The organism is Shewanella sp. Isolate11 (assembly GCF_022398315.1).
In the GTDB taxonomy this organism is placed as follows: Bacteria; Pseudomonadota; Gammaproteobacteria; order Enterobacterales; family Shewanellaceae; genus Shewanella.
Window position 1 is genome coordinate 365,368 of the sequence record NZ_JAKEVF010000001.1, and the last position, 18,559, is coordinate 383,926.

General features: G+C 45.0%; 15 protein-coding genes. 9 read left to right on the forward strand and 6 right to left on the reverse strand.

The features are described 5' to 3' along the window. The first annotated feature begins 87 nt into the window (after positions 1–87). Positions 88–1,107, forward strand: a complete 1,020-nt coding sequence (locus L1D21_RS01525) for an HD domain-containing phosphohydrolase (RefSeq protein WP_239843463.1) — start codon at positions 88–90, stop codon at positions 1,105–1,107. 131 nt (positions 1,108–1,238) lie between these two features. On the opposite strand, the gene ygfZ is transcribed toward L1D21_RS01525, so the two are convergent. The 3 genes from ygfZ to serA form a co-directional block, all read right to left on the reverse strand. Then, a complete protein-coding gene (gene ygfZ / locus L1D21_RS01530) occupies positions 1,239–2,210 on the reverse strand; it encodes a tRNA-modifying protein YgfZ (RefSeq protein ID WP_239843464.1) in 972 nt (323 codons plus the stop codon). Positions 2,211–2,315: 105 nt separating this feature from the next. Beyond that, a complete protein-coding gene (locus L1D21_RS01535) occupies positions 2,316–2,687 on the reverse strand; it encodes a DUF3224 domain-containing protein (protein ID WP_239843465.1) in 372 nt (123 codons plus the stop codon). Positions 2,688–3,027: 340 nt separating this feature from the next. Beyond that, positions 3,028–4,257, reverse strand: coding sequence for a phosphoglycerate dehydrogenase (gene serA / locus L1D21_RS01540; RefSeq protein WP_239844166.1), 1,230 nt, complete (start codon positions 4,255–4,257; stop codon positions 3,028–3,030). Between the two features lie 166 nt (positions 4,258–4,423). Here serA and L1D21_RS01545 point away from each other — a divergent pair, with 166 nt between their 5' ends. The 4 genes from L1D21_RS01545 (at position 4,424) to L1D21_RS01560 (ending at position 7,072) form a co-directional block, all read left to right on the forward strand. After that, positions 4,424–5,044: a DUF2238 domain-containing protein gene (locus L1D21_RS01545; RefSeq protein ID WP_239843466.1), complete on the forward strand. Its 621-nt coding sequence runs from the start codon at positions 4,424–4,426 to the stop codon at positions 5,042–5,044. A 224-nt stretch (positions 5,045–5,268) separates the two neighbouring features. After that, positions 5,269–5,922, forward strand: a complete 654-nt coding sequence (locus L1D21_RS01550; protein ID WP_239843467.1) for a response regulator transcription factor — start codon at positions 5,269–5,271, stop codon at positions 5,920–5,922. A 243-nt stretch (positions 5,923–6,165) separates the two neighbouring features. Further along, positions 6,166–6,603, forward strand: coding sequence for a PaaI family thioesterase (locus L1D21_RS01555; protein WP_239843468.1), 438 nt, complete (start codon positions 6,166–6,168; stop codon positions 6,601–6,603). A 223-nt stretch (positions 6,604–6,826) separates the two neighbouring features. Next, positions 6,827–7,072, forward strand: a complete 246-nt coding sequence (locus tag L1D21_RS01560; protein WP_239843469.1) for a hypothetical protein — start codon at positions 6,827–6,829, stop codon at positions 7,070–7,072. Between the two features lie 49 nt (positions 7,073–7,121). Here the strand turns inward: L1D21_RS01560 and L1D21_RS01565 are convergent, their stop codons facing one another. Both L1D21_RS01565 and L1D21_RS01570 read right to left on the reverse strand, forming a co-directional pair. Beyond that, on the reverse strand, positions 7,122–8,147 hold the full coding sequence (locus L1D21_RS01565) for an AraC family transcriptional regulator (protein ID WP_239843470.1): 1,026 nt from the start codon (positions 8,145–8,147) through the stop codon (positions 7,122–7,124). Positions 8,148–8,149: 2 nt separating this feature from the next. Beyond that, on the reverse strand, positions 8,150–9,028 hold the full coding sequence (locus L1D21_RS01570) for a GGDEF domain-containing protein (protein ID WP_239843471.1): 879 nt from the start codon (positions 9,026–9,028) through the stop codon (positions 8,150–8,152). A 420-nt stretch (positions 9,029–9,448) separates the two neighbouring features. Between L1D21_RS01570 and L1D21_RS01575 the strand changes: the two genes are divergently transcribed. The 3 genes from L1D21_RS01575 (at position 9,449) to katB (ending at position 15,775) form a co-directional block, all read left to right on the forward strand. Continuing rightward, on the forward strand, positions 9,449–12,145 hold the full coding sequence (locus tag L1D21_RS01575; protein ID WP_239843472.1) for a TonB-dependent receptor: 2,697 nt from the start codon (positions 9,449–9,451) through the stop codon (positions 12,143–12,145). An 11-nt stretch (positions 12,146–12,156) separates the two neighbouring features. Further along, complete coding sequence (locus L1D21_RS01580; protein WP_239843473.1) at positions 12,157–13,992, forward strand: phytase; 1,836 nt, start codon at positions 12,157–12,159, stop codon at positions 13,990–13,992. Positions 13,993–14,305: 313 nt separating this feature from the next. Then, complete coding sequence (gene katB / locus L1D21_RS01585) at positions 14,306–15,775, forward strand: catalase KatB (RefSeq protein WP_239843474.1); 1,470 nt, start codon at positions 14,306–14,308, stop codon at positions 15,773–15,775. A 288-nt stretch (positions 15,776–16,063) separates the two neighbouring features. Here katB and L1D21_RS01590 read toward each other — a convergent pair whose 3' ends face one another. Then, entirely contained in the window at positions 16,064–16,618 is a 555-nt protein-coding gene (locus tag L1D21_RS01590) for a TMEM165/GDT1 family protein (RefSeq protein ID WP_239843475.1), read from the reverse strand. A gap of 570 nt (positions 16,619–17,188) precedes the next feature. Here L1D21_RS01590 and L1D21_RS01595 point away from each other — a divergent pair. Next, positions 17,189–18,388, forward strand: coding sequence for an aromatic amino acid transport family protein (locus tag L1D21_RS01595; RefSeq protein ID WP_239843476.1), 1,200 nt, complete (start codon positions 17,189–17,191; stop codon positions 18,386–18,388). The last annotated feature ends 171 nt before the right edge of the window (positions 18,389–18,559 follow it).

Consider the following 18,559-nt stretch of genomic DNA (forward strand, 5'->3'; position numbering starts at 1 on the left):
TGAAATTTTGCCAAAGGGCCTATTAATGCTGGCTATACTAAAATCAGCTCAGCATTTTGTGATGAAAGTGAGAGGAGAAGGAGTGTTATGGATAATGCCACTGTGCTTGTCGTAGATGATACACCAGAGAATATTGATATTCTGGTGGGGATCTTAGGCGGTGAATATAAGGTTAAAGTGGCTATCGATGGACCTAAGGCATTGGCTTTAGCGGCAAAGAGTGCACCGGATATTATTTTATTGGATGTGATGATGCCGGGCATGAACGGTTATGAGGTATGCAAACGCTTAAAGCAAGATCCGTTAACCAGCCATATTCCGATTATTTTTGTCACTGCGCTCGCAGATGTTTCTGACGAGACTCAAGGATTCGAGCTTGGGGCGGTGGACTATATTACTAAGCCTGTCAGTGCGCCTGTTGTGAAGGCTAGAGTGAAAACCCATTTAGCTTTATATGATCAAAAACGCTTGCTAGAAGAAGAAGTTAAAGTTCGTACCAAGGAGTTGGAGGAAACACGATTTGAGATCATTCGTCGCCTTGGTCGTGCCGCCGAATATAAAGACAATGAAACGGGTTTGCACGTTATTCGCATGAGTCATTATGCTAGGTTATTAGCCAAGCAAGCCGGATTGCCCGACAAGTATTGTGAGCTGATTTATAACGCTGCTCCTATGCATGATATTGGTAAAATTGGTACCCCTGACTCGATCCTTAAGAAGCCGGCAAAGCTAGATGATGCTGAGTGGCTTGAGATGCAGCGTCATGCGGAAATTGGCGCCGAAATTATCGGTGAACATAAGGATCCTCTGTTAGCAATGGCACGTCGTATTGCATTGACTCACCATGAAAAATGGGATGGTAGTGGTTACCCTAATGGATTGTCCGGCACAGATATTCCTATCGAAGGACGTATCGTGGCCATTGCCGATGTGTTCGATGCATTAACGTCGATTCGTCCATACAAGAAAGCCTGGAGTGTCGAAGATACGATGAAGTTAATCGAAGATGAGGCGGGTACGCAGTTTGACCCAGAATTGGTCGAACATTTTAAACAGATCTTGGATGAAGCGATTAAGATCCGCGATACGCATCATGAGACAGAGTAATACCCATCAGTATAAAGGTGCTGAGTAGAGCACTGTCTTATATTGATGGGTATAAGATTAAAATCGTAACAAAAAAGGCGCTAATAGCGCCTTTTTCATTTTTGTATCGAAAGCTTACACAACTGATAAAGTTAAGCTTCCTCATCCAGCGAATAAGGCAGAGGCAATAGGCTTAAGCTTGAGGCTTCATCACCAGAGATACGTAATTTCGCATCCATTGGTGTGTCGTTAGCTAGCACCGCGGTTAACAGCACGTGTCCGTCTCTTTGTACCGCTTCGATAATACTGCCACCTCGGCGATAACCTTCACCGTCTTCTTGGGCGATTTCCAGTTGGCTCTCATCAGTGATGGGCGCAGTCACATTACCCGTGACAATATACAGTGCACGCTTGTTGCCGCCACGATATTTCATTCTGGCAACCGTCTCTTGACCCATGTAGCAGCCTTTATTGAAGCTGATACCATTAATGGCCTGGACATTACACATCTGTGGCACAAACTGACCCGAATGGCCTGCACCTAGGTTTGGATAACCCGCGGTGATTTCCAGTTCTTGCCATGCGCTGGCATCATAAATAGTCGGTTCAAGGTTGGCTAATAAAACCGCGCCAATATCTTTGGTTAATCCGAGGATATAACGACCGGCATCGTGCAATACAAAACCATGCTCTATTAGCGTCAGTTCATTGCCGATGTCGCCGAACTGTGCGGTTAACCATGCGTTAGCTTGCTCACCCGCTACGCCTAATAACAACCAGTCTTGGCTGACATCGCTAAGCTCGACTTTGCTAAACACCGCATATTTTTGCAGCTGGGGGAGATCTACGGCCAAGGTGTCTTTTGGCATGAGCAGCATCAAGGCATCATCTTTAGCAAAGGTTCTAAAGCTGGCAAGCATCTTACCTTTAGGATCACAATGAGCCCCCCAGCGCCACTGGTCTTGGGCTAATGAGGTGATGTCTGTGGTGACTTGCCCATGAATAAAGCTGCGTCCCTGTTCACCTGTGACAGCAATTAATCCAAGATGAGTAATTGATGAGAAAAGCAGTTGCGGTTGTTGTCCGTTTAGGGGCCAAGTAGGCTGAGAGGTCGACACTGTCATGAATGAGTCCAAGGAGTAAACGAAGTAGAGTAGCGATTGTAACGCTAATCAATTGCAGCGCAAAGAGGGCATGTTGTGATCCCTCTTAAGCGTCTAGCTTTAGGTTTATAATTCGAAGTGGAAAACGTAATTATGCTTACCATCTTCTTGGATAATATCGAGCGTTCCAGAGAGTCCTGCAAGTTCGCCAGTACCTGAACCGGGAAGCACGTAAATCGTTAATGTTTGCTCTTGTGGTGACATAAAACCGCTATGAATAAGGGTAAAGGTTCCCTGTTTACCTGACACAGAACCGGAAAACTCTTCTATTGCAGCATAGGCCGCCGCGCCGCCTTCTACTCGCTTACTGAGCATTTGTCCAATGCCTGAGCCGACAAGGTCGCCGCTATAAGTTTTATGCAGAATCATTCTACCGGCTGGCGCTTCGGTATCTCGCTGAGGTTCTATGTTAACTTCAAAACTTCCTGTTGCTGTCATATTCGCTTCCTTATGGTTAACTTGTTGTGCATATGTGGAACCTGAGTACACAAATAAAATCATGATGAATAAGCTAGAAACTATTTTCAGCATTGCATTGCTTCCCTGAGAACATAACATAATATTTACTCAACTAGAGGCCAGCTTAGTGTTCGATAGTATTTTTTCAAATATTGTCAGGTAGTTATCAAAAATACTCCTATCATTGATAGGGCTTGGCAAAACGAGCCAATCAACAGGTTAATCGCTTGTTCATTCATGTTCTCAAACAGCCATAAAAAAACCGCTTAATATAGTAAGCGGTTTTGTGTTTGAAGGTATCTTTTTCGCTGTTAGATAATTAGAACAACAGGCGAGTTCTGATGGTGCCGTCGATGGCCTTCAACTCTTCCAATGCTTCTTCGGCCTGGTCTGAGTCGACTTCCATTACCACATAACCGATTTCCGCTGTTGTTTGTAGATACTGTGCGGCGATGTTGATGCCTTTCTCTGCAAACGCTTGGTTAATCTTAATCAAGATACCTGGGCGGTTATGGTGAATGTGCAGTAGACGAGAAGCATCTTTATGCTGTGCAAGTGATACTTCTGGGAAGTTAACTGCGGTCATGGTTGAACCGTTATCTGAGTATTTCGCGAGTTTGCCTGCCACTTCGATACCGATGTTTTCCTGCGCTTCTTGAGTGCTACCACCGATGTGCGGCGTCAAGATCACATTGTCTAATCCACGCAGTGGTGAGACAAATTCATCATCATTTGATTTCGGTTCGACAGGGAAAACGTCGATAGCTGCCCCCGCAATACGCTGTTCACGGATTGCTTCTGCTAGGGCGTCGATGTCAACCACAGTACCACGAGATGCATTGATGAGAATACCGCCTGGCTTCAAGCAAGCCAGTTCTGCTCTTCCTAGCATCTCTTTAGTTTGCGCTGTTTCAGGCACGTGCAAACTGACCACGTCGGCTTGAGAAAGCAGTTGCTCAAGCGAGTGAATCTGCATTGCATTACCCAGGGGAAGTTTGTCTTCAATATCGTAAAATACTACACGCATACCTAAGGTTTCTGCCAAGATCCCCAATTGAGTACCAATGTGGCCGTAACCAATAAGACCTAAGGTTTTACCACGGGCTTCGAAGCTACCAGCTGCGCTCTTTAACCAGCCACCACGATGAGCGATCGCATTGCGTTGTGGAATACCACGGAACAACATGATGATTTCACCAAGCACTAACTCGGCAACACTACGAGTGTTTGAGAAAGGTGCGTTGAAAACAGGGATACCCAGTTTTTCGGCGGTAGCAAGATCGACCTGATTGGTACCGATACAGAAGCAACCGACAGCAACAAGTTTATCGGCGTGATTAAGCACAGATTCGGTGAGTTGCGTTCGCGAGCGAAGCCCTACAAAATGCGCATCTTTGATTGAAGCCAATAGCTCTTCTTCACCCAGTGATGCTTTGTGGTATTCAATGTTGGTATAACCTGCGCGTGTAAACACATCTACAGCAGATTGGTGGACGCCTTCCAATAGCAGGATCTTAATTTTATCCTTGTCCAGCGAGTGTTTCGCCATGATTTGAGTACCCTCTTCGTCTGTTGTTGCTAGTATGGGATGAGCATTTTGGTTATTGTGCATTATTTCCTCCACAAAATAGCATTTTTTTTTGCTACTGTGGAGGGCTAGATGGCTAAAGTTATTATTCGGATATTAAAACAATATCGTCTAAGGAGTTCCTATTTTGAATAAAAGCACCGTTTGGATCACACTCTTTTCTGCCGTGCTTATTTGGTCAGGTATTGAACCCAAAGACAGTTTTACTTGGTTGCTCGAAGTTGCGCCAGCCTTGATTGCCTTACCCATTCTGTTTTTTACTCGTAAACGCTTCCCGCTGACGCCATTGGCTTATTGGCTTATTTTACTTCATGCCATCATTTTAATGGTGGGGGGGCATTACACATATGCAGAGGTACCTTTATTTGATCGGTTGGCGGAGATAATGGGCAGCACGCGCAATAACTACGATAAAGTTGGCCATTTCGCTCAAGGTTTTATTCCTGCCTTATTAGCACGGGAAGTGTTTATTCGAGTGGTAGGGATTAATAGCCGAGCTTGGTGTAATTTTATGGTCTGCTGTTTCGCACTCGCATTATCCGCGTTTTATGAATTGATAGAGTGGTGGGTAGCACTGCTTGTGGGTGAAGATGCCGAGTCATTTTTAGGCACTCAAGGTTATATTTGGGATACTCAATCTGATATGGGCATGGCGTTGTTAGGCGCACTAGCTTGCATTGTTTTGTTGAGCAAATGGCATGACCGTTCGTTAGCACAATTAACATCAGAGTCGAAAGCTAATGAATAGCTCAATCATGTCCTCATTTTGGTTGATATTTTCATAAAAATATCACCTAAAGGTATGACTGATGCTTTTATAATCTACGAAGACAATGTAAATTTTGCATATTGTCGTATACAGTTTGTCTATACTGGACGCTCGTAAATTATATACAGTCGCAGGATTGGATGTTAAATGCGGTCATTATGCGTTTAATTGAATCATTCAACACTTTTCAGGGAGAGAAGTTGATGAGTAAAGTTCGTGAGTTGGTTTTTTTGCACCAACTCTCTATGCCTTGTCATTTAGCGGTACTTGCCGAGTCAATAGGGTTGAAGACTCGGGTGGTTAAGCAGGTTGCTGATCTCGATCCCGAGCGCGATCGTAATAGCTTCTATCTGATTGCCCAGCAGGGCGCCGCATTAGACAATAGCGGCGTTCCCTTAATCGTATCTCGTTTACTACCTCATGTTCCCATTGCTTTATATCTGGTCGATCGCGAGAGTCTTGAGCCTGAGTCGGCTTTGTTGCTTGGAGTTAGAGGATTACTATTTTCAGATCAACGGATGGACTTATTACTTACCGGACTACGTAAGATGGTGGGCGACGAGCTTTGGTATGATAGACCCTTAATATCTAAAGTTTTTAGACGTTTAGTTAACAGTCAGGATAGCGGTGTTGAGTTGGCGCAAGAAACCATGGCGTTATTACAAACCCTCACTGGCCGAGAGTGTACCATTATTCAATTAGTGGCTAGCGGCGCTAGAAACAAAGAGATAGCCGATGAACTTTGCATCAGTGAACATACGGTAAAGGCGCATATCTCCTCTATTTTCCGCAAGACTCAGTCTCGAAATCGTGTTGAGTTATTACGTTGGTCGCAAGCTAACGCCTGTCATTTCTAGTGGAGAATGGTTACAGCTAGTATGTAATTCATTGCTCCTTCTGCGTTGAATGGAAACAAAGAAATAACCATCTCATCATCCACAGCATTGAATACGTTGCCAAAAAACACGCTAAGTCGATCACTTTCCTATTCCGATTGGTATCAGAATTCATTGCAGCAGATTATTCATACAGGTGTTTAACTTTGGCTGTGAACCCAGTAGACTAGGTCTTTCACAACTCTGATAACCATGGAATAACGGATGAGTATTTGGTTTAGGCCTGTCACTTTGGAGGTCTGTAAAAAAATGGAGCAGGGCATTAGCGGTCTAGGAACTTTAATGCAGACTTTAGGCATTGAAATTGTTGAGATTGGCGATGACTATATGAAAGCAACCATGCCTGCTTCTCCTGCGGTGCATAATCCGTTAGGGATTGTCCACGGTGGCGCTAACGTTGCCCTAGCAGAAACTGTTGCCAGCTATGCGGCTAATTTTGCAGTGGATTTTGAGCAATATTACTGTGTCGGCCAAGAGATCAACGCCAACCATCTCAAAGCCTCACGTAAGGGCGTATTGACCGCCACCACTAAGCCTGTTCATTTAGGTAAACGCAGTTCAGTGTGGGAAATCCTTATCCATAATAGTGCCGGCGAACTGTGTTGTATTTCACGGATGACTGCGGCAGTGGTTAAGCGCTAGTTTACATTTATCAATTTAAACTCAGATTTGAAGGCTTTCACTATCTATGGTGGAAGCCTTTTTATTATTTAACCTGAACTCGGGATAACGAGTGTCGAAAAGATGCTTATTCAGCGGCTCTGCTTATTTCGAATTCAGGTTATTTATTACTGCAGAAAATAACTTGTCACCTTTTCTCCGCATTGCCCATACTTGATTGACTTTAGGTTACTGAGTGTAAGTAATGGATAGTGTCAATATTTGGGAGTGGGTGGGCTATTTAGCCTCGGTGGTGGTGGCGATTTCTTTGATGATGGCCAACATCAAGAAGCTGCGCTGGTGGAACTTGATTGGTGCGGCTCTGTTTGTTGCCTATGGTGTGGCAATTGCGGCTTATCCAGTGGCATTAGTTAATTTCTTTATCGTACTCATCGATGCCTATTATTTGGTGAAGATTTACCGAGAGCAGGCCCAGAGCACTAGCAATTAGTTCGCAGTTTAGTCTCGTTGCTAACTTACTTGCTATTACATAACTTCAATTATCGATGCACGAGCCAGTAACGAAACTGGCTGGGTAATTGTCCTGTCCAACGTTTGAAAGAGCGTCTGAAATTATTACTGTCGGCAAACTGCAACCGCTTGGCAACATTGGGATTACTTGCTCCTGTGATGGCTAACATATACAAGGCTTTCTGCAGGTTGACCTGATCTTGCAGTTGTTGATAGCTGATATGATATTCCTTTAGGCGTCGTTTCAAGGTGGCTGGACTGAGGCCAAGCTGTTCGGCGATGCTTGGCAAGCAATAACTTTGCTGTGGACTAAGTAGTAAGAGTCTGATCTTTCCAGGTAACCCAATTCGGTAGCTAGATTGGTTCATCTGTAATAAGGCTTGTTGTTTCGCGAGCCGATAACCTTGCTGATTAGCTAGTTCAAAAGGCTGTTTATTAAGCGTTGACGGGTAACTGATCACACATAACGGTTGTTCAAAACTAAGGCGATCACCCAGATATTTATAATATTGGTCGAGGTTATCCGGCTTAGGGTAAGGCAGGGAAAATTCACCGATCCAGTGGTTTCGGCTCAGGCGTTTATAGCTAGCGACTAAACTGGACAAAGTGAGTTCGATAAAGAAGCGTTGTTGGCGATGGCAACCTAAATCTAATTGCAGTAATAAGTGATGAGTTTGCTGACTCTGCCAGCGCCATCCCTGCAGCCAAGGTTGGCATTGCCAATGTAGCTGTTGCCATAGATTCAGCATCTGTTGTAAGTTTTTACAACACAGCAAACCATTGGTGAGATCACCACTCTGGCTGGGAAGCCATTGTTGACCGAGTAAAAATGCTAAATCGTCGCCGGGCCAGAGCCTGAGTGCGTTAGCGATCAGTTTGTGCAATTGTTGTGGGCTGATCTTATGCTGTGCCTGTTGCAAATCTTGAGTGAAGATCTGCGTGCTGCTGAGTAAGTCATCGACATTCAACTGTCGATGTTGAAACAGGCTAACCAAGTTAGCGACCAGCAGTTGGCTGGCGATACATTTGTCTTGGGCATAAGCAATGTTTTGCATGGTTAGCTTGCCTTGACGCAGTGCTTAGCCCGTTTTAGCTCGGTCATTTGAGTATTAATCTTAGCGATAAGCTGATCGCTATCTATGTTAGTTAAATCATCACAATGGAGAACCACATAGCTGATTTGACAGTGATGACGTTCAATAGTTTCTACCAGATGCTGCGCCATCGCATCGGCAAAGATTTCTGAAGTATCGGGTAGCATAATGATGAAGCGATCGCCGGCAAAACGACAAACCAAATCTTGTGATCGCAATTGGCTGGTAAGTAGTTGAGCCATCTCGCTCAACAAGCGATCACCTTGGTCAAACCCATACTGCTGATTTATGCTGCTGAAATCGTCGATGTCGAGCATGATCAAACTGATATTCTGGTAACGATACAGATGGGTATTGATTTGGTGGCGCATCGAGCGGGCGTCATAAATTTTGGTCAGGCGATCGACCAACTGATGTTGGCGATAAAACTGTTCACGGGTTCGCAGTTGCTCATTGATCGTCAGCTGCTCTTCACGCCATAGCCATAAGCCGTAAGTGAGTGTTATTAAACCTATGGGCGTCGGCAGTTTCTCTAAGATTGCAAACCAAGTGGGTAAACTGCTGTGGAGAAAAAATTCATCCAGCAGATCCATGTAACATCCTAAACAATAACCTTGTAATCCCAAGATTAATAGATAAGTCACTCGGCCTTCTGGGCGTGCCTGTAACATGAGCCATAGCCAACTTAACCCCAGAATTAACAGGGCTCCTTCGGTTGTTACATCAAACCAATCGATAATCGCAAAGGGTTTTGTTTGCGCCTGTAGGCCGCATAAAAGCAGGATGAGAGAGCCAATAAAAAGGATGCTGAGCATAATACGCATCTTGGTGAGGGGGATCATAAGCGTGACTAATTTAAGCGATAAATGAGATCACCTTAGCCGAGCTATATGACGTTTGTGTGACGTTAAGGAGGGGGGTAAATTAGCTCAGTGGATGTGAGCTAGGAATTCAAAAAATCTATTTTATATGCCTATCCTGAAATTTGTTTGATATTAAATTGTTATTTATCAGATGCTTATTTTTTATTTGTGCTTTTTAGACATAGAGCCTCTATCACTATTTTATCGTTTTTTTCACAGGCAAATTAGCTCACTCAGGCTTGAATGTGGCTGAATTAGGTCCTAAAACCCTTGTTACCGCATCAGCTGTCACGGAAATGTCATCTATCTATTTTAGGTTTGCAGCCAATATCGCTAACCGACAATAGGATTGTAACCATGAGGTTCCCGAAAAGGCTTTCGCCACTTTATCTAGCATTAATGACATCAAGCCTGTGCTTTTCCTCCCAAGCTTTAGCTGGACGAGTCGAAGGTGCCATTAAAGATAGTCATACCCAAACGCCGCTGGAAGGGGCGTTAATTAGTATCGAAGAGTTGAAGCTCAAGCAAGAGTCTAACCGTGATGGTCGTTTCTTTTTCCATGATATTCCCCAGGGCCAATATACATTAATCGCACAATACATAGGTGGTGAAACCTATAGACAAACAATTGAAGTAGGACAAACCAGTGTCACCAATACCGAGATTAAGCTCAGTGGCGAAGGCATTGAGCACCTTCAAGTTGTCGGACAACGTGGTGCCTTGAGTAAGTCTCTGAACCGTCAGCGTGCAGCGGATAATTTGATTAGCGTCTTGAGCGCCGATGCTTTAGGTAATTTTCCTGATACCAACATTAGTGAGGCGCTGCAGCGTGTACCGGGAGTATCGGTTGAGCGCGATCAAGGTGAAGGCCGCTTTGTGCGGGTTAGGGGGATGGCGCCAGACTATAACTCAGTGTCGATGAACGGTACTCGCTTACCTTCACCAGACAGTGATCGCCGAGCGGTGGCGCTAGATGTTGTACCCGCCGACTTGCTGCAATCTGTGTCAGTAACCAAGACTGTCACTCCCGATATGGATGGCGACTCGTTAGGTGGCGCGATTGAAGTTAAGAGTTTGTCGGCTTTTGATCGTGACGATACCTATTTCAATCTGAGCGCTGAAGGGAGTTTCGATGAAATGACGGAAAGCACCAACCCTAAACTCGCCGCTAGCTATAGCGATATTTTCGGCGAAAAGCTGGGTTTAGCCATCGCCGCCAGTTGGTATAACCGTGACTTTGGCTCAGACAACGTCGAGTCCGGTGGTAAATGGAACTTTGATAATGAGCCATTATTGGAAACAGCCGAGCAGCGCGATTATCTGATTAATCGTGAACGTGTTGGCCTTGGGGTTAACTTGGATTTTCGCCCTAATGATAATCATGACGTGTATCTTCGCAGCTTATATAGCCGCTTTATCGATACTGAATCGCGTAATGGCAACGAAATTGAGTGGGAAGATGGTATCGAAGAGAAGGTGCTTGGCAGCGCAGAGGCGAAGCGTTCATTAAAGTCACGCGAAGAAGATCAAGCCATTATCTCATTGGTTTTAGGTGGCGAATCGCGCTTGGATAAGTGGATTGTGGATTATCAAACCAGTTGGAGCCGCGCTAACGCTGATAAGCCAGATCATATTGCCGCCGCTGAGTTTAAAGCCGAGTTTGATGATGTCAGTTATCAAGATTCAAAAACACCAATCATTACGGCGCCAGAGGCATTTTATCAGGCTGATGAATATGAGCTCGACAGTGTCGAAATTGGTGACACTCATGCCGTCGATACCATGATGGCGGCCAAAATGGATTTCACTCGTGATGGGTTTGTTGGCGAATTTCCTGTGGCGGTGAAGTTTGGTGGCAAGTACAGCCGTCGTAGTAAAGAGTACCGTGAAGATATCTGGATCTATGAAGATTTCGATCAGCAGGGCGTTACTGGTGATGGCTTGTTGTTAACAGGTTATGCTGGCAGTGAGCCAGATTACAACTTGGGACGCTTTGGCCCAACGATAGATGATAAAGCGATTTGGCAGCTAATTAGGCCGCTGGATAAAGATGCTGCCCTCGATGATATTGAATCACGCATTAATGATTTCGATATCGATGAAGATATTGCGGCGGCTTACTTGATGGGGCATATCGATATCGACAACCTGCGTATTTTGGCTGGGGTGCGCTACGAGCATACCGCTATGAAGGCTCAAGGCACAGGTTATGACGAGAGTTTAGATGCCTTTATCGATAATCGGATCGATACTGATTACCAGCATTGGTTACCCGGCGTTCACCTAAACTACAAATGGGGTGAAAACACTGTGGTTCGTGCCTCTTGGAATAACACCATAGTCAGACCGACATTTGGTCAATTAGCTCCGGGTTATCTGATCGAGCAAGATGGACAAGAGCTTGAAGCTAGTTTCGGTAATCCAGAATTAGAAGCGCTGACATCGACCAACTGGGATATTAGTTTAGAACATTACATGGGCGGCCTAGGTGTGGTTTCCGCTAGTGGTTTCTATAAAGATATCAGTAACTTTGTATATGAAGCCGACTTAGGCGGCTATGCCCAATATAGTAATTTTGATAAAGCAGAGACTTTTGTTAACGGTGATGATGCAGAGATTTTAGGTCTCGAACTGGCCTATGTGCAGGAGTTTGGTTTTATGCCTGAAGGCTGGCGAGGGTTGATTTTCACCAGTAATCTGACACTAAGTGATTCGACGGCAAGTATCAGTTGGTTAGATGGCGGGAGAAAGTCACGCGATATTCCTATGCCAAGCCAATCTAAGATCACGGCTAATGCTTCATTTGGTTATGAAAATCCTTACGTTAGCGTGCGTCTCTCTGCAGCTTATAAATCGAAATATCTGCTAGAAGTTCAAGAGCTTGATGATGCTCAGTTCGATATTTATCAAGATGCACATACCCAATGGGACTTGGTTGCCAAGAGCTTTATTACTGACAAGGTCACAGTATATTTCAAAGCGATTAACCTAACCGACGAGCCATTTTATGCCTATACCGGTGAGCAGCGTTTCAACGCGCAATATGAGGAATATGGGCGCACCTTCCAATTAGGCATTCAATTTATCAATCTATAGAGAATAACAATATGAATAAGCATTTAATCTTGACCGCTGGGGTTTGGTTGTCATTGATATCGGGGTTACCGAGCGTATGGGCTAGTTCTCCGGCATTAGAGGCAAAGGTGATGTTGAGTCCTAAAGCTGGCAGTGAAATGACCTTGTGGCAACAGCAGCCACTGTTTGTCAGTGAAACGCAAGGTTTGATATTGGCAGATAAAGATCAACTTAAAGTGATGATGCCGGGTCAATTTGAATATCTGAGCGTCTATCAGGATGTGGCGCTGACCTATGATACTCAGGTGGATCAGGTACAAGGTATACATCTGAATTTAGGAAAAACTTACCGTCTCCCATTGCTGCCAAAGCGTGATTTTCAGGTAGAGTGGCTCTGTTTACAGGCTCGTCAGGTGGATCAAAATCTCTATGCCTGGATTGGCGATGATGCAGGCCATGCCGAGCAGTGGTTGCTCAGTAGCAAGCAGCAATGGCAGCCACAATTGGTTAGACGTTTATCGGTGGCCATGGGGGCACAAAAATGTGCCGTGGACGTCGAAGAGAATCTGCTAATCATCGATCAGCATCAAGGGCTGTGGGCATATCCGGCCGCGCCGCATATGCCAGCAGAGTCAGAGCTATTAGCTTCGATGCCTGATAATAATTTATCAGGGTTGGTGGTGCGTGATGGCCAAGTGTATTTACTCGATGAGTCAGGCACTGTCTACGATGACCAGGGTCGTGCATTAGGCCAACCTTTTGTCGGAGTCGGTGGGATGGAAAGCCTATATATGAGTGCCGATGCCACTTTTGCCTATTCAGACGATGAAGATCAGTTTTATCGTATTGCTTGGTCTCCTATGGCGCAAACCGGTGCGATGAAGTCAGCGGAAATTATCAAAGAGATCCCTACCGCGGTTGAGAGTGATATTGCCGATAGAGCGGGTGATACCATGGATGACCCCGCCATTTGGGTACATCCTACTCAGCCGGAGAAAAGCCGCGTCATCGGCACTAACAAGCGTTGGGGCTTATTGAGCTTTTCGATGCAAGGTGAGCAGCTACAGGGGATTCCAGTCGGACGTGTTAATAATGTCGATATTCGTCAGCAGGTTCTTCTTGGCGGTAAGCTACGAGATATTGCCGTTGCCAGTAACCGAGATCGTGACAGCCTGAGCCTGTTTGAGATCGATGCAAATGGTGTTTTGACGCAACTGCCTGAGCAGTCGACCGGATTAACAGAGATCTATGGTCTGTGCCTATTTCAACCTAATGAGGATACCTTGTTTGCCTTGGTGAATGATAAGTCTGGTGTGATCCATCAAATCGCTCTGGAGTGGCAAGGAATAGGTTTACAAGCTCGTGAAGTGCGTCAGTTTAAGGTGCCGAGCCAGCCTGAAGGTTGTGTTGTCGATGATGCCACAGGGCGTCTGTTTACCGGAGAGGAAGACCAGGGTATCTGGTTATTTGACTTAACCGATAAGCAGCATTCTCAAGGCGAGATGATCATCGAAGCTGGTGGCCCATTAGTGGCCGATATTGAGGGAGTTGCCTTATATCAACCCGCTAAGGGCGATGATTATTTAGTGGTTTCTAGCCAAGGCAACGACAGTTATATCTTGTATCAGGCTGAGGCGCCTTATGACTATGTGGCCCGTTTTCGCATTGGTGTTAACGGTACTAAAGGTTTTGATGGCAGCGCCGAAACCGATGGTTTAGACGTTACAGCTCTTAGTGTCGGTACTGGAAAATGGGCACAAGGCATGATGGTGGTACAAGATGGCCGTAACCGTTTGCCAGAGCAAAATCAGAACTTCAAGTGGATTCCTTGGAGTGATATACAGGTCATCTTGGAATTGCCCAAATAAGTTAGCTTGATTTCATCATCTTAATCCTTTGCATTTTTAGCGCAGCGATGAGCCGTTTCCGGTTCATCGCTTTTTTTATTGTAATTTTAAATTTTAATCTGAAAAATCTATTGATGTAATTTGTTTTAATCGATTTATCTATTTTTGCGATTGAAATACTATTTATCCATCGAGACAGTGAATTGATTACTTTTTAAATGTAGGAGTTATCAGATGTCCACAATTTATGACGTGATTGAACAGTGGGTTAATGAACAACATTAACCGAGTTTTAAACAGATACGCACACAGAATTGAAATTGGAGAAATGAATATGAACACACAAGTAAATAATATCTTGACCAGCCAAAATGGCGCACCTATCAGCGACGATCAAAACTCATTGTCAGCAGGCGAACGTGGTCCACTGTTGTTACAAGATTGGCACCTTATCGAGAAGTTAGCTCACTTCAACCGTGAGCGTATTCCTGAGCGTATCGTGCACGCCAAAGGTACTGGCGTTTATGGTACCTTCACCCTGACCAAAGATTTAAGTGACTACACTATTGCTGACCACTTCAATGGTGTAGGTAAGCAGACTGAAACCTTCGTTCGCTTCTCTACCGTCGGTGGTGAGATGGGTTCAGCAGATGCTGAACGCGACCCTCGTGGCTTTGGTTTACGTTTTTACACTGCTCGCGGTAATCACGATATCGTCGGTAATAATACGCCGACCTTCTTCTTGCGTGATGGTATTAAGTTCCCTGATTTTATCCATACACAGAAGCGTAATCCACTGACAAACCTTAAAGATCCACAAGCGATGTGGGACTTCTGGTCATTAAATCCAGAAGCGATGCATCAAGTGACAGTGTTGATGTCGGACCGTGGTATTCCTGCAAACTATCGCCAGATGCACGGTTATGGTTCGCACACTTTTTCTTTCTGGAATGCGAAAGGTGAGCGTTTCTGGGTCAAGTTCCACTTTAAATCACAGCAAGGTGTGGTCAACTTAACTAACGAGCAGGCCGATATTCTCAAAGGGATCGATCCTGATTCATCGCAGCGTGACATGGTTGCGGCGATTAACGATGCTAACTTCCCGCGCTGGACCGTGAACGTACAGATCATGCCAGAAGCCGATGCTAACACTTATCATATCAACCCGTTTGATCTGACCAAGGTATGGCCACATGGCGATTACCCTCTGATTGAAATTGGTGTACTTGAGCTTAATCGTTTGCCGCAAAACTACTTTGCCGAGGTTGAACAAGTGGCACTAGCACCAAGTAACTTGGTTCCTGGTGTTGGGGCTTCACCAGATAAGATGCTTCAGGCGCGCTTGTTCGCTTATGCCGATGCACAGCGTTACCGTATTGGGGCGAATTACAACCAGTTACCGGTTAACTGCCCACATGCCACTCAGGCTAATCACCATCAGCGTGGCGGTGCTATGGCGGGAACTCAATGCCCATTTAGCGGCAGCCAAACCGGTGGTGATAACAGCGCAAACTATGGTCCGAATACCACGGAATCAGCATTGGTTGAATCAGTGAACTTAGCCGAGCCACCATTAAGACTCGATGGTGAAGCTGCACGTTACAGCCGTTATGGTCAAGATGATTATACTCAGGCCGGTAACCTGTACCGTCTATTCTCTGAAGAGGAAAAACAACGCTTAGTGGCAACTATCACTGGGTCATTGAGCCAGGTAAGTGTCGATGTACAGCTACGTATGGTTGAGCATTTTACTCAGGCGGATAGCGATTATGGTCAACGTATCAAGCAGGCGTTAAGCTTATAATCGGGTAGAAATATTAGTTTATAAACGTTAGCTTTCGTAAGTGTTAACTTTGTAAAGTGTGTAGTAGTCGATAAAGCAAAAGCCAGTGATAGTTATCACTGGCTTTTTAAATGCTGCCCTAGGGGGTCGGCTAAAAGTATTTTACTCTTTGTTATGAGCTGACTTGCTTAGATGACTAAGCGTTACAGCTTATGCCGCGATTAAAATGCTTTTATTTTGAACAAAAATCAAAAATCAAAAATCAAAAATCAAAAATCAAATAGCAAAGATAAACACGCCTAATTCGATCTACAGTATGAGTGTCGCGACGCCGAGCATGAAAAACAGTAGAGCACAGCCGCGGTGGATCCATTTAAGCGGTAATTTTTCGGCACTAAAATGGCCGGCAATCACTACCGGCACATTAGCGATCATCATCCCTAATGTGGTGCCCATTACCACCATGGCTAAGGCATCATATTTAGCCGACAAAATTACGGTTGCGACTTGTGTCTTGTCCCCCATTTCCGCCAGAAAGAACAAGATAAAGGTAGCAATAAAAGGTCCCATTTTATAAAAGCGATTCTCTTCTGCATCGACTTTATCTGGTACTAATACCCAAAGAGCAATAGCAAAAAACGAACCTGCTACCAGATAGGTTGCTATTTCGGGGCTGAGCCAATCAATCGCCCATTGGCCAAACCAGGCGGCGGCAAAATGGTTAGCGAGAGTCGACAGTAAAATACCTAAGATAATGGCGGTTTTATTTTTAAATCGCGCAGCCAGCAATAGCGCTAATAGCTGGGTTTTATCGCCTATTTCGGCAATGGCTACGGTGACGGTTGATGCGAGTAGAGCTTCCATAAAATTTCCGAAGGGGGCAAAAATCCAAGCACAGTCCGCCGCCCCCATTCGTTAAGCGGTAACTGTACTTAGGTCTTGCCGGGCAAATGTTGGTTTAACAACCGAGATATTTGCTGTGGATACCATGGCATGTGGCCAAGTATGTTGATACCCACCCGTGAACGCTGGCGCAATCACGTTAGCTACTCCCCTAAAGCAGAGGCCGCCATTATACGTTTTTAGTTTTTGTTGGCAAGTTGGCCGCAGTGGCAGCTTAAGTAAAGATAATGAAACTGGCTCAAGGATAAAGTATTGCGTCAGTAGTCAATTGGTTGTGAAATTGTTTTGGATCTGCTAACTGTCGGCTGTTTGTAAGTCGCTCTCTTGCCCGCTGGGGCTGCCTCTGTTAATGTGCCAGACAGTCAAATTTATAGAGTTAAGGTAGTGGTTAAGCAAACTGCATCGGATCAGATATAGAAAGGATGCGATATAGTGACTATCTGCAGTGTTTAATCACTCGATCCCGCCTTCGAAGTTGTTTTAAATCTGACCTTCCAAAAATAAAGAATAAATTAAAGACAGGACAATTTTGTGAACTTAAAAATGCTTGGCTCAATAGCCATTGTTGCGGGGACTGCCATCGGTGGCGGCATGTTGGCCTTGCCGTTAGCCACGGCGTCGCTAGGCACCATTCCTGCGCTGCTGTTATTGGTCGTTATTTGGGGTATTTCTATTTATACCTCTTTGTTAATGTTAGAAATTAATTTACGCGCTGGTGTCGGTTTAAATGTTCATGCGATTACCGGTAAAACCTTAGGTAAGCTGGGGCAATTAATTCAAGGAGGTTCATTTTTAAGCCTGCTTTTTGCGTTAACTATGGTGTATCTCTTAGGCGGGTCTTCGCTGTTAGAGTCACGTTTTGAACCCCTAGGGATCTCGATGAGTCACGAAGTCGCGGTATTGCTATTTACGGTTTTCTTCGGTGGTTTTATTGCCATTGGCGTGTCTTGGATCGACAAGGCTTCACGAGTGTTGTTTACCGCAATGGTTGTTTTGTTTGTGATTGTGGTGTTGTTCCTATTACCCGAAGTGAGCCCTACGTATTTGCTACGCGAGTCGGCCAGTGAATTAGTCTCTAAAGGGGAGTTAGGTGATCTCTGGCTTGCGGCCATTCCAGTGGTGTTTACCTCTTTTGGTTTTCATGTATGTATTGCCACTATTGTGCGTTACCTCGACGGTGATGCTGTGTCATTACGTAAGGTCTTAGTCATCGGATCGACCATTCCTTTGGTGTGCTACATCTTATGGCTGATGGTGACTTTAGGGACTGTTGGCGGTGCGACAGTATATGGTTTTTCCGGTTCATTACCTAAGTTGGTAGCCGCGTTACAAGGCGTAGCGCAATCGGCGATTTTACAACAGTGTATCGACCTATTTGCCAATCTAGCGCTGATCACCTCCTTCCTTGGGGTGACCATGAGTCTATTTGATTACATTTCTGAGTTAACTCGTGCTAAAGAAAACATGCTTGGGCGGCTGCAGACTTGGTTGGTGACCTTTATTCCACCGCTATTGTGCGCTCTGTATTACCCTGATGGCTTTATTCAATTGCTTGGATTTGCCGCTATTCCTTTGGTGGTGATGATTGTCTTTTTGCCGATAGCCATGGCACTGGTTCAGCGTCCACAGAAGTTAGGTGGCTATCAAGTGAGGGGGGGTAAAGCGGCGCTAACCTTATCGGGTATTTTGGGGCTGGTGATTATTGCCGCTCAGTTGTGGATTGCACTGTAATAGCCAATTTTACAGTTGCTTACAACTTCATGCTGTTGCTGAGCAGCTGATTGAATGTGTTTTAGTCGTTTTATGTTAAAGTCGGGCACTTAGCCCGACTTTTTTATGTCTGTCAGGCAATAAAATCTATTTTCATTAGCGGTATATATCGGCTTGATGCTTTGGCTAAGG

What these genes read in the sequence shown, in the direction of transcription:
- L1D21_RS01525 (WP_239843463.1), top strand. Translation starts at nt 88, where the DNA reads ATGGATAATGCCACTGTGCTTGTCGTAGATGATACACCAGAGAATATT.
- ygfZ (WP_239843464.1), bottom strand. Translation starts at nt 2,210, where the DNA reads ATGACAGTGTCGACCTCTCAGCCTACTTGGCCCCTAAACGGACAACAA.
- L1D21_RS01535 (WP_239843465.1), bottom strand. Translation starts at nt 2,687, where the DNA reads ATGACAGCAACAGGAAGTTTTGAAGTTAACATAGAACCTCAGCGAGAT.
- serA (WP_239844166.1), bottom strand. Translation starts at nt 4,257, where the DNA reads ATGGCGAAACACTCGCTGGACAAGGATAAAATTAAGATCCTGCTATTG.
- L1D21_RS01550 (WP_239843467.1), top strand. Translation starts at nt 5,269, where the DNA reads ATGAGTAAAGTTCGTGAGTTGGTTTTTTTGCACCAACTCTCTATGCCT.
- L1D21_RS01555 (WP_239843468.1), top strand. Translation starts at nt 6,166, where the DNA reads ATGAGTATTTGGTTTAGGCCTGTCACTTTGGAGGTCTGTAAAAAAATG.
- L1D21_RS01560 (WP_239843469.1), top strand. Translation starts at nt 6,827, where the DNA reads ATGGATAGTGTCAATATTTGGGAGTGGGTGGGCTATTTAGCCTCGGTG.
- L1D21_RS01565 (WP_239843470.1), bottom strand. Translation starts at nt 8,147, where the DNA reads ATGCAAAACATTGCTTATGCCCAAGACAAATGTATCGCCAGCCAACTG.
- L1D21_RS01570 (WP_239843471.1), bottom strand. Translation starts at nt 9,028, where the DNA reads ATGATCCCCCTCACCAAGATGCGTATTATGCTCAGCATCCTTTTTATT.
- L1D21_RS01575 (WP_239843472.1), top strand. Translation starts at nt 9,449, where the DNA reads ATGACATCAAGCCTGTGCTTTTCCTCCCAAGCTTTAGCTGGACGAGTC.
- L1D21_RS01580 (WP_239843473.1), top strand. Translation starts at nt 12,157, where the DNA reads ATGAATAAGCATTTAATCTTGACCGCTGGGGTTTGGTTGTCATTGATA.
- katB (WP_239843474.1), top strand. Translation starts at nt 14,306, where the DNA reads ATGAACACACAAGTAAATAATATCTTGACCAGCCAAAATGGCGCACCT.
- L1D21_RS01590 (WP_239843475.1), bottom strand. Translation starts at nt 16,618, where the DNA reads ATGGAAGCTCTACTCGCATCAACCGTCACCGTAGCCATTGCCGAAATA.